General features: G+C 38.5%; 9 protein-coding genes. 6 read left to right on the forward strand and 3 right to left on the reverse strand.

All coding sequences use genetic code 11. The annotated features are described in order from the left end of the window. Positions 1 to 250 precede the first annotated feature (250 nt). The 6 genes from sphX to blp2 all read left to right on the forward strand — a co-directional run bounded on the left by sphX (position 251) and on the right by blp2 (position 8,619). A complete protein-coding gene (gene sphX / locus MKX14_RS01095; protein WP_240281549.1) occupies positions 251 to 1,282 on the forward strand; it encodes a substrate-binding domain-containing protein in 1,032 nt (343 codons plus the stop codon). A gap of 99 nt (positions 1,283 to 1,381) precedes the next feature. Beyond that, complete coding sequence (gene pstC, locus MKX14_RS01100; protein WP_240281550.1) at positions 1,382 to 2,761, forward strand: phosphate ABC transporter permease subunit PstC; 1,380 nt, start codon at positions 1,382 to 1,384, stop codon at positions 2,759 to 2,761. After that, positions 2,758 to 4,155, forward strand: a complete 1,398-nt coding sequence (gene pstA, locus MKX14_RS01105; protein WP_039759455.1) for a phosphate ABC transporter permease PstA — start codon at positions 2,758 to 2,760, stop codon at positions 4,153 to 4,155. The genes pstC and pstA overlap by 4 nt, the downstream gene beginning before the upstream one ends. A gap of 13 nt (positions 4,156 to 4,168) precedes the next feature. Then, positions 4,169 to 5,071 carry a phosphate ABC transporter ATP-binding protein PstB gene (gene pstB, locus MKX14_RS01110; protein WP_005067963.1) on the forward strand — a complete coding sequence of 301 codons (903 nt, stop codon included), beginning with the start codon at positions 4,169 to 4,171 and terminating at the stop codon, positions 5,069 to 5,071. A gap of 147 nt (positions 5,072 to 5,218) precedes the next feature. Next, positions 5,219 to 6,181: a protease SohB gene (gene sohB, locus MKX14_RS01115; protein WP_002118820.1), complete on the forward strand. Its 963-nt coding sequence runs from the start codon at positions 5,219 to 5,221 to the stop codon at positions 6,179 to 6,181. 254 nt (positions 6,182 to 6,435) lie between these two features. Beyond that, on the forward strand, positions 6,436 to 8,619 hold the full coding sequence (gene blp2 / locus MKX14_RS01120) for an Ig-like repeat protein Blp2 (RefSeq protein WP_240281551.1): 2,184 nt from the start codon (positions 6,436 to 6,438) through the stop codon (positions 8,617 to 8,619). Between the two features lie 39 nt (positions 8,620 to 8,658). Here blp2 and yjdF read toward each other — a convergent pair whose 3' ends face one another. The 3 genes from yjdF to hflD form a co-directional block, all read right to left on the reverse strand. Further along, a complete protein-coding gene (yjdF, locus tag MKX14_RS01125; protein ID WP_032035861.1) occupies positions 8,659 to 9,297 on the reverse strand; it encodes a DUF2238 domain-containing protein in 639 nt (212 codons plus the stop codon). Positions 9,298 to 9,376: 79 nt separating this feature from the next. Further along, on the reverse strand, positions 9,377 to 10,765 hold the full coding sequence (gene purB, locus MKX14_RS01130; RefSeq protein ID WP_002118712.1) for an adenylosuccinate lyase: 1,389 nt from the start codon (positions 10,763 to 10,765) through the stop codon (positions 9,377 to 9,379). A 55-nt stretch (positions 10,766 to 10,820) separates the two neighbouring features. Next, on the reverse strand, positions 10,821 to 11,552 hold the full coding sequence (gene hflD / locus MKX14_RS01135; RefSeq protein WP_068563452.1) for a high frequency lysogenization protein HflD: 732 nt from the start codon (positions 11,550 to 11,552) through the stop codon (positions 10,821 to 10,823). Between the last annotated feature and the right edge of the window lies 1 nt (position 11,553).

Below are 11,553 nucleotides of genomic sequence, written 5' to 3' on the forward strand. Positions count from 1 at the left end.
ATTTAATATTTTTAGTTAATGTCATAATATAGATTGATATAGAAGGTAAAATAACTTTTATATTTAAAATAACTATTTGATAGTACATAAAAAATAATAATGTGACAGTTAACAATATCGAAATCATTAAAGCGTCATCATACTGTAACTTAATTGTCATATTTTCTATTCACAATGCAGCTATCGAAGAGCGTACAAGCACTCAACAAAAAGTGACGTACAACCTATTGCATTAATGAGAGAGAACAGAATGCGCTTAAATCCACGTCAAATCGCAATTGCGTTAGCAGTAACTGGGGCAGCTGTAACAACGACTGCAAATGCAGCTCGTGATACGATTCAAATTGCTGGTTCTTCAACTGTATTACCGTTTGCCAGCGTTGTAGCTGAAGAGTTTGGTAATACTTTCCCTCAATTTAAAACTCCTGTAGTGGGTTCTGGCGGTTCTTCTGCTGGTTTGAAACAATTCTGTCAAGGTGTTGGCGATAACACAATCGACGTTGCTAACGCTTCTCGTAAAATTAAAAGCACTGAAATCGAAGCTTGTAACAAAGCTGGTGTAAAACAAATTCAAGAAATCAAAATCGGTTACGACGGTATTGTATTCGCGTCTAACTCACACAAAGCAGCTTATAAATTAAAACCTTACCACGTGTTTGCTGCTTTAGCTGCACAGTTACCTTCAAAAGGTAAATTGGTTCCAAACCCATATACGAACTGGAATCAAATTGACAAATCACTTCCAAATGAACCGATTACTCTTGTAATCCCTGCATCTAACCACGGTACTCGTGAAGTTTTCCAAGAGAAAATGGTTGAAGCTGGTTGTGAAGCATATGAATACTTCAAGAGCTTAGATAAAGATGCTCAGAAGAAAGCATGTTCTACTTTCCGTAAAGATGGCCGTGTAATTGAAATTGCTGGCGACTATACAGAAACTCTAGCGCGCCTAAAAACTTCTCCAAGCGCTGTAGGTGTGTTTGGTTTAAGTTTCTATGACATGAACCGTGACAAGTTACGTGTAGCAACAGTAAACAACGTTGTTCCATCTGAGAAGACAGTATTGAATGGTACATACCCTGTATCTCGCCCATTGTACTTCTACGTGAAAGGCGAACACTTAAAATCAGTTAAAGGCTTACCGCAATATGTAGAATATTTCCTAAGCAAGAAAGCAACTGGTAAAGGTTCTAAAGCTGAGCGTGATGGTTTAATCGCGATGTCTGATGCTGAACGTGCAAAAGTTTTGGCTGACTTTAAAGCAGGTAAAACTGTTAAATAAGTTAGTTTGAATGAAGGCTGGTGATCTTAAGAGTTCATCAGCCTTTTTGTCTAACTTGTTTTTCCAAATTATGACAATTGAGAAAACAGTGGAGAGTACATGAATCTGCTACTTATCGGTGTGTTGTTAGCCCTCGTGGCAATTGCATATCAACTTGGGCTGAGAAAGAGCCGTAACATAGCAGGTAAGGGAAGCAACTCGGCGACGTTACATTCTCGTCCTGGTTATTATGGCGCACTGGTTGGTCTTTGGTGCGGTATCCCTGCGTTTTTAATTTTGATCATTTGGAACTTGGTTGAACCAAGTATTTTAAATCATATTATTTTTAATAATATTCCGGCGTCTGTAAGTGCTTCTCTGGATGAAGCGGGTAGAAGTGTATTAGTTGATCGTGTTCAATCAATTGCTTCAGGCTTTGGGGTGAGTGATAAACCAGCAGCTTACGAATTAGCAGCTGCTCAACAGTTTTCCAAATTTCAAACCATTGGCTCTTTTGCCAAATTTGCTGTTGTAATTTGTGCTGCTTTATTGGGGTTGGTTTGGGCAAAGAAAAAAATCAGCCAACAATATCGTGCTCGTAACCAAGTTGAACGTGCTATTAATGTTGGTTTGATTTTATGTTCTGGTGTTGCGATTTTGACAACCATCGGTATCGTAATGTCGATGTTTGGCGAAGCAATGCACTTCTTCCGTTTTGTCAGTCCAATGGATTTTTTCTTTGGTACAGAATGGAATCCGGGCTTTAGTACTTCTGGTAATGCTGAAGGCAGTTATGGTTTATTACCATTGCTATGGGGTACGCTCATGGTCAGTGGTATCGCTCTACTCGTTGCTGTACCAGTTGGATTAATGATCGCAATTTATTTAGCTGAATATGCTTCACCATGGTTCCGCTCATGGGCAAAACCAACAATTGAAGTCTTAGCTGGTATTCCAACAATTGTTTATGGTGTATTTGCCATGATGATTATTGGGCCATTCTTTAAAGTAGCGGGTGCATATGTTGGTTTAGAGATTAATGCGACGAGTGCTTTAACTGCTGGCTTTGTAATGGGAATTATGATTATCCCGTTTGTGTCATCTTTGTCAGATGACATTATTACTCAAGTCCCGCGTGCACTACGTGACGGTTCTTTAGGACTTGGTGCGACTAAGTCTGAAACAATTCGTCAAGTCGTATTACCGGCAGCTTTACCGGGTATTACAGGCGCTTTCTTATTGGCAGTCTCTCGCGCTGTTGGGGAAACCATGATTGTGGTTTTAGCAGCAGGGAACAGTCCACTTTTACACGCAAATCCATTTGAAGCTGTTTCGACAGTGACAGTAACTATTGTAAAACAGTTGACTGGAGATACAGACTTCTCAAGTCCACAAGCATTGGTTGCATTCGCGCTAGGTTTAACACTATTTGTTATTACCTTGGGATTAAATATTGTAGCACTGTACATTGTGCGTAAATACCGTGAGCAATACGAATGAGTACATCGAATACATCGTCTCCTATGGATCAGAACGTATTTGATCCGAAAACTGCTGCCGAAACACGTGAACGACGTAAACAGGTTATTGAAAAATCCTTAGCTAAACGTCATCGTAAAGAAAAAGCTTTCCGTTTTGCGGGTTTCTCGGCAGTCATTATTGGTCTTGCATTCGTTGCTCTCTTGTTCGGTAGTATTTTGGCAAAAGGTTTACCTGCTTTTTGGCAAACCAGTATGAATGTTCCAATTTACTTTGACCCTAAAGTGATTGATGCAGGACCAGTACCTGTACGCACTCAAGGTGAAACACCTGCACATTACCAAGAACGTTATGTTGATTGGCAAACTAAAATGGGTATGGTCGATTGGGATGGCATCATTGTAAATGGAATGATTGCTAAAGATCCTGCACTTGCATCACAACGTGACTACTTGAGCAGCTTATATGCAAGCTCGGAAGCTTATCGTCTACGTGATATGGTTTTTGCAGATCCATCACTTATTGGTAAAAAAGAAAATATTACCTTCTTAGGTGATGCGAACGTCGATGTTTGGTTAAAAGGTAATATTGATCGTTCATTACCAGATGATCAGCAACAACTCGATCCAGAAGTGCGTAAGCTTGCAGATGACTTAAAAGCAAAAGGTGTTCTTGAAAGTACATTTAACTTGAACTTATTTAAGAATCCTGACTCTCGTAGTTCTCCAGCAATTAGTGGTCTTGCAGGTGCATTCATGGGTTCATTATTCATGATGCTCATCGTGATTATCATTGCGATCCCAATTGGTGTTGCCAGCGCAATTTATCTCGAAGAGTTTGCTCCAAAAAATGTTCTGACCGACATTATTGAAGTTAACATCAATAACCTTGCTGCTGTTCCTTCTATCGTATTTGGTTTACTCGGTGCTGCAATTTTCATTGGTTGGATGCATTTGCCTTTATCAGCTCCGTTGGTGGGTGGTTTGGTTTTAAGCTTAATGACACTGCCAACAGTGATTATTACCACGCGTGCTTCATTAAAAGCAGTGCCACCTTCTATTCGACAAGCGGCACTTGGTTTGGGGGCTTCTAAGTTCCAAACGATTTTCCATCATGTTTTACCGTTGGCATTACCGGGCATTATGACAGGTGCAATTATTGGTGTTGCACATGCGCTTGGTGAAACCGCACCTTTACTTTTAATTGGAATGAGTGCATTCGTTGCAAGTATTCCAGCAACTCCATTTGATCAAGCAACTGCTTTACCTGTACAGGTTTATTTATGGCAGGGTAATGAGTTGCGTAACTTCTTCGAAGGCCGTACTGCTGCTGCGATTATCGTACTACTTGCATTAATGATTGGTTTAAACAGTCTTGCAATTTGGTTACGTAAAAAGTTCGAAGTGCGTTGGTAATAGAGGATAAATAATGAATACTATTGATATTACGAATTCCTTAGAAAAGGATAAGTTAGTGAATACTGAACAATCTCAATTTACAGATAAATCGCTGAATCATGGCACTTCGTATGTTTCTCATTTTGAACCACATACTTCAAAAAAGCAGAACTCAAACGAAATCAAAATTAGTGCACAAGATGCCCATGTTTATTATGGTGATTTTGAAGCTATCAAGGGTATTGACCTAGATATTTACCAAAATGAAGTGATCGCATTTATTGGTCCTTCAGGTTGTGGTAAATCAACGTTTCTTCGTACGTTAAACCGTATGAACGATACGATTGATGGTTGCCGCGTAACAGGTAAAATTACCCTCGATAACCACAATATTTATGATCCAAATCTAGACGTTGTATTATTGCGTGCTCAGGTTGGTATGGTGTTCCAAAAGCCAAACCCATTCCCTAAATCTATTTTTGACAACGTGGCTTATGGGCCTAAACTTCACGGTTTAGCGCGTGATAAATATGACCTTGAAGAAATTGTTGAAAATAGCTTACGTAAAGCTGGTTTGTGGGATGAGGTTAAAGACCGTTTGAACCAACCAGGTACAGGTTTATCAGGTGGTCAGCAACAACGTTTATGTATTGCACGTACCATTGCTGTTAGTCCTGAAGTGATTTTAATGGATGAGCCGTGTTCTGCACTCGATCCAATTGCAACAGCAAAAGTAGAAGAACTTATTTCTGAATTGTCGAATCAATACACAATTGTGATTGTGACTCACTCAATGCAACAAGCGGCACGTGTTTCTGATCGTACTGCTTATTTCCATTTAGGTGATTTAATTGAAGTCAACTCAACTGAAAAAGTCTTTACTCAACCTGACCATCAGTTAACGGAAGCGTATATTACTGGTCGCTTCGGTTGATTAGTAAACAATAAAAGAAAAAGAGCCACGTGCTCTTTTTTTATTTTATAAATGAAAATGACTCTATTTTGCAAAATCGCTATTGAATTTTAATCAAAAGGACCACATCTTAAGGCTATAAAGATAAACTTATGAGCTTAGAATTTTATGTTATTCCATTTGCCTAAACTCCCTGCGGAAATACGTGTCAGTCATTTAAATGCACGTGTGAATGAACAGAGAAAAAAAATTGCGCAAACTACGGCAAGCCGTTTAGAACTTTTACAATTAGCTCAACAACTTGCTAAAGAAGCTAAAATTCGCCGTAAAAATAATCAGAAGATTTTTGTTTTAGATTTCAAAGGTGATATTCAAGCTTCGGCAGTTGAAAACTTGCGTGAAGAAATTACTCTGATTTTAGCAACTGCTAAAGCAGGACGTGACCGTATTGTAGTTCGTCTCGAAAGCCCAGGCGGTATGGTTCATGGCTATGGTCTAGCAGCAGCTCAGTTGGTGCGTTTACGCGATGCAGGTTTTCATTTAACAATTTGTGTGGATAAAGTCGCTGCAAGTGGTGGCTATATGATGGCATGTATTGCAAATGAAATTATTGCAGCGCCGTTTGCTATTGTGGGTTCAATTGGTGTGGTTGCTCAAGTTCCAAACTTTAATCGCCTTTTAAAAGAACACAATGTGGATTTTGAGCTTTACACAGCAGGGCAGTATAAGCGCACTGTAACTATGTTTGGTGAAAATACGCCTGAAGGTAAAGCGAAGTTCGAAGAAGAGTTGCAACAAACTCATGTGTTATTTAAGCACTTTGTAGAAAAATATCGCCCACAGCTTAATGTTGATAAGGTGGCGACAGGTGAACATTGGTATGGTGAAGATGCTCTAGATCTGAACCTTGTTGATAAATTACAAACATCTGATGAGTATTTATTAGCTTTATTGCCGCAACATGATGTGTATGTGATTAATACACGTAAAAAAGCGACTTTAGGTGAAAAGCTGGGTTTACAAGCAGCGCAAATGGCAGATAGTTTGATCCCTACTGTCATGAGTAAGGTAATGGAAAGCCTAGCAAAAGCGAACACGACGCTTGTGCAGGTACGTGATCCAAAACTATAAGTTTATATAATTCAAATGTTATAAAAAGACCAGCTTAAATGCTGGTTTTTTTATAAAATTAATATTCAAAATTGTCTGATTAAATGTGCTTAGATTTTTAATGGAAAGTAAAAAATAAATGTTGATAAATATAATTTTTGAATTGTGATAACCACATGGTTTTGATATTTTAAACAGCAATAAAATAGCTTTTAAATGAAATATTTAAAAAGTTAGACATTTAAAAATATAACTGAAATTTAGGACAGGAAATAATGACAAGAATAATTGTAGCATCCAAAGAGGGTTTGGACGTTCTGCAAGATGGTCAGCTCAATAAGGTCGTGTTAAGTAAACCTTCTATTATTCAAATTGGCGTAAGTCAAAAAGATATAGCATCGGTGGAAAAACAAGGTGGAAATCTAGTCGTCCATTTAAAAAATGGAGAGACTATTGTCTTAGAAAATTTCTTTAATGAAGTAACGAATACGACAGAACATTCACTTGTTCTTCCGACTGAGCATGGAAAATTTGTTGAAGCACAATTTGATGCTCAGGGTAAGGTAATCGACTATACAGGTTTAAACCATGTCACAGATTTAGCGTATACCAGCACGAGCCAACCAGCCTCAACAATGGCGGTTGATGATTCCCCAACTTTTTCGATGGGTAACGTGCTAAAAGCAGGTTTAGCGGTTTTAGCCGCTGAAGGTTTATATCTTTGGGCTTTTGATAATGATGACAAAGATGACTCGCCTGTTAATGTTCCAACCACTGCGAAACCAACAGAAGTAAAACTTGCAGATGATGCTGTTACGGTCACTGGTAAAGCCGAAGCTAATGCAAAAATTTATATTAAAGATTTAAGTGGAAATGTAATTGCTTCAGGTAACGCAGATGCAAGTGGTAATTTTACGATTAAGCTCGATAAACCTTTGACAGATGGAAATAAATTAAATGTTTCAGCTCAAAGTGAAGGTGGCAGTGAGTCCACTGCTGCTTCGATTACAGGTACCAAAGATACAATTGCTCCAGATGCTCCCCAAACTCAGCTGAGTGATGATGGCTCATTGGTAACTGGTAAAACTGAAGCAAATGCAAAAATTACTGTTTATGATGCTAGTGGTAATGTACTAGGCACTGTAACTGCGAATAAAGATGGTATTTTTTCTTTAAAGCTTACTCCTCCATTGACGAGTGACGCGGGTGGAAAAGTTATAGCTGAAGATGCTGCAGGCAATAAATCTGAACCAACTAAAATTATTGCCGGAAAGGATACTTTCGCTCCGGATGTTCCTTTAGTTGAAGTCAACAAAGAAGGTACCACGGTTGAAGGTCAAACTGAGCCTAATGCGAAAGTTCAGATAAAAGATGCTGATGGTAAAGTGATTGGTACGGGTACTGCAAACGCTCAAGGCGAATTTCAAATTACGCTTTCTCCGGCATTAAAAGAGTCACAAAAGGCAATAGTTGTTGTTGAAGATGCAGCAGGTAATACCTCTAAACCTTTAGAAGTTTCTCCAAGTTATGACTCTATTGCACCGGATAAACCTACAGCCCAAATTAATACTGATGGCACAACCGTAACAGGTACAACCGAAGCAAATGCAAAAGTTGAAATTAAAGATACGACAGGTAAGGTCATTGGTACGGGAACAGCAGATGCAAATGGAAAATTTACAATTACGATTTCGCCTGCTTTAACTGATAACAAACATGCTTCAGTTTCGGCTATTGATAGTGCAGGAAATAAATCTGAGGTTCTTGATATTATTGGTACTAAGGACACAACACCACCTGCAAAACCTGTTTTAAACAGTGTGGATGATGATGTTGGTGCTCTAAAAGGTGCGATTACTGCTGGTTCAGAAACTGACGATGCAAGACCAAAGCTGACAGGCTCAGGTGAGGCAAATGCAACTTTAACCATTTATGATAATGGTGTTGCTATTGGGATTGTAAATGTAAGTAGTAGTCGATCATGGAGCTTTACACTTGATAAAGACTTAGCAATTGGTAAACATACGATTACTTTAACTCAAACAGATGCAGCAGGCCTTACAAGTGAAGTGAGTTCACCATTTACGTTTTATGTGGTCGCTCCAAAGGTTACAAGTTTAAGTGAGGTAGCTGTTGATACTGCTCATACAGAAACAGTATCTGTTGCTGATAGTGTTGGGTTAAATACATTAAAGTTAGTACAAAGCACAACAAATGAAACGGATAGCCAGCAGCAGAAATCTGTGCCATTAGATGATTTGTTAAAAAGCTCTACGTCTAGTGAACCAGACCCAATTGAAGCTCTTTTGTCTTCAGCGGCAAAGCCTACTCAAGTAAATGATCAGAGTGATATAACTACGAACGCTAGTAATATTACTCCCAATCTTGAGCATGTTTTACCTGATACGACTTCTTCGGTTTTACAAAGCCTTTTAGAACAAACCTATCCTGTTGTCTAAAGTGATCTTAAAAAAAGCGCTCATTGAGCGCTTTTTTATTTATGAGTTATTTGTTTTGGATGGAAGCATCAGCGCAAGAAGTCCATAGAAAATTGCACCAATAGTCGCTAACAGCATATCTTTATGGGCATCCCACATATCGCCTTGTTGCCCATTATAATTTTCGGCTTCTTCCGGAGATAGTCCAATAGCAATTGCCCATTCAATAAGTTCATATAAAACACTTGATGCCATTACAAATTGAACTACTAATAAAAAAAGACTGAATGGCTTTACTGATGGTAACCACACTTGAAACACGCGATAAGTAAGAGGGTAGAGAAAAATACCATAGGCAAGATGAACCAAACGATCATACATATTACGGGACCAACCCATATATTGATCTAAGTTAAAATTGAATGCTTGTTGTATCCAATCATTATATGGAACGTATGAATACAGGTAATGTGCACCAACAATATGGATGAGCAAAAACAGCAGATAGAAAGTAAAACTTAAAAAATCGAGTCCAATCTTCTTAAAAATAACAAAGAGCAAAATCAACATAAAAACAGTGCCCGCTTGGTGAAGTAAATAGGCTTCAAATTCAAGAGGCTGAATAGCTGAAATAACAATTGCAATCAAAAGCAAGCCAAGAGCAATATAGTGTTTAAGTTTGAATTGTTTTTCGATCATTTTATGAGGTCTTTATTGTGATTTATATGAGTGTAATAAAAAAGCGAAGCCTAAGCTCCGCTTTTTGTAAACTTTTTATTTAGATTTTGCTAATTAAATCGTTAATTTGTTTCGCTTGTTCAGCTGCATTACCTGTGTAAGTTGCAGGTGTAAGTTCAGCTAAACGCGCACGTTCTTCGCTTGGTACTTGAGAAAGTTCATCACCATTTACGAAATTAACCATCATGTCACGCGTCATTGCTTGACCACGAGTTAATGCTTTTAACTTTTCGTATGGTTTTTCAATGTTGTAGCGACGCATTACAGTTTGAATTGGTTCAGCTAAAACTTCTTGAGCTTGGTCTAAATCTTCATTTAAACGGTTTGCATTTAACTCAAGTTTACCGACACCTTTTAAGCACGCATCGAAAGCAATTAAGCTTTGCGCAAAACCAACACCCATATTACGTAATACAGTTGAGTCAGTTAAGTCACGCTGCCAGCGAGAAATTGGTAATTTTTCACCTAAGTGAGCTAATACTGCATTTGCAATACCTAAGTTACCTTCAGAGTTTTCAAAGTCAATTGGGTTAACTTTGTGTGGCATTGTTGATGAACCAACTTCGCCTTCTTTCAATTTTTGTTTGAAGTAACCTAGAGAGATGTAACCCCATACGTCACGGTTAAAGTCGATTAAAATCGTATTGAAACGACGTAACGCATCAAACAACTCTGCCATGTAATCATGTGGTTCGATTTGAGTTGTATAAGGGTTGAATGTTAAACCTAAAGATTCAACAAAAGCTTGTGCATGAGCAGCCCAATCAACATCTGGATAAGCAGAAAGGTGAGCATTGTAGTTACCTACAGCACCATTGATTTTGCCAAGTAACTCAACGTTTTCAAATTGTTTGATTTGACGAGCTAAACGGTATGCCACGTTCGCCATTTCTTTACCCAAAGTTGTTGGGCTAGCAGTTTGACCGTGTGTACGAGACAACATTGGTTGTTCAGCGTGAGTCGTTGCCAAAGCAGAGATCGCGTTAAGGATTTGCTTCATGCTTGATACTAAAACTTCACGACCGTTTTTAAGCATAAGCGCATGAGACAAGTTGTTGATGTCTTCAGAAGTACATGCGAAGTGAATGAATTCACCCGCATTTTGTAATTCAGCGATACCAGCAATTTTCTCTTTTAAGAAATACTCAACTGCTTTAACGTCATGGTTAGTCGTACGTTCAATCTCTTTAATGCGATTTGCATCTTCTTCAGAGAAGTTGCTAACAATTGCATCTAAAGCTGCATTTGTTTCATTTGAAAAAGGTGCAACTTCAACAATTTCTGGACGGTTAGAAAGTGCTTGTAACCAACGCACTTCTACAGTGACACGAGCATGGATTAAACCAAACTCAGAAAGAAAAGGGCGTAGCGCATCACATTTGCTGGCATAACGTCCATCTAATGGTGATAGTGCGGTTAAAGCGTTCATAACGATTCCTTAATGTTGGAATAAACATAAAACTAAAAAAATCTCGTTTATAGTCTTAAACGACTTGGTACTGTAAACGAGCAAGTGCTTGAATATCCTGTAGCAATTTACGTTTGCTAAAAATCATGTTCCATGAACTACCGCCGAGTTGTCGCCATAAATGGGCCATTTGCAAGCCAGTAAACAGACAAGCACGGATGCGGTTAGTATGGTTGGTATCTTTAAATGCTTCTGCATTACCACGAACTAAAATGCGTGGATTAATCTGGCCAGCCGTATCAACATAAGTTTGCGCCAAATTAGCTAAAATGCTCGGGTGTAAGTAGTTATTATCAAAAAAAGACAGCTGTTTTAAAATTTTCTGCTGAGCTTTCTCGATGATTGCGACATATTCAGGATTGCTATAAACCTTTTTTTCTAACTGTAAAAGCGACATCGCATAAGACATTGGCAATTTAGCCGTACCCATTTTGGGAAGGCGAGACTTAGGCATGTTTGTAAAAGGTTGAGTAATACAATTTTCGAGTGTTTTAAGACCTAAAGAAATATCTGCCAATTGATTAAAAAAATCTAAAGTTTGAACACCATTATTGACTGTAGGGCGAATATTTAAACTTGCTTTGATTAATAGTTCAAAATAGAAGTTACCACTTTCACCAATACTTTGCTGACCCGTCATTGCTGTCATATGGGTGAGCTGGGTGGCCTGAAATACCCCAGCCAAGGCAAGGGCACGGTTTTGTCGAACATTCAAGGCTTGTGATTGTTGAAATGGTAACTCCACCATG

The sequence above is a fragment of the Acinetobacter pittii genome, from assembly GCF_022449185.1.
Taxonomy (GTDB): domain Bacteria; phylum Pseudomonadota; class Gammaproteobacteria; order Pseudomonadales; family Moraxellaceae; genus Acinetobacter; species Acinetobacter pittii_I.

Coding starts and splice junctions, on each gene's coding strand:
- yjdF (WP_032035861.1), bottom strand. CDS start 9,297: ATGATCGAAAAACAATTCAAACTTAAACACTATATTGCTCTTGGCTTG.
- purB (WP_002118712.1), bottom strand. CDS start 10,765: ATGAACGCTTTAACCGCACTATCACCATTAGATGGACGTTATGCCAGC.
- sohB (WP_002118820.1), top strand. CDS start 5,219: ATGTTATTCCATTTGCCTAAACTCCCTGCGGAAATACGTGTCAGTCAT.
- pstB (WP_005067963.1), top strand. CDS start 4,169: ATGAATACTATTGATATTACGAATTCCTTAGAAAAGGATAAGTTAGTG.
- blp2 (WP_240281551.1), top strand. CDS start 6,436: ATGACAAGAATAATTGTAGCATCCAAAGAGGGTTTGGACGTTCTGCAA.
- pstC (WP_240281550.1), top strand. CDS start 1,382: ATGAATCTGCTACTTATCGGTGTGTTGTTAGCCCTCGTGGCAATTGCA.
- hflD (WP_068563452.1), bottom strand. CDS start 11,552: ATGGTGGAGTTACCATTTCAACAATCACAAGCCTTGAATGTTCGACAA.
- sphX (WP_240281549.1), top strand. CDS start 251: ATGCGCTTAAATCCACGTCAAATCGCAATTGCGTTAGCAGTAACTGGG.
- pstA (WP_039759455.1), top strand. CDS start 2,758: ATGAGTACATCGAATACATCGTCTCCTATGGATCAGAACGTATTTGAT.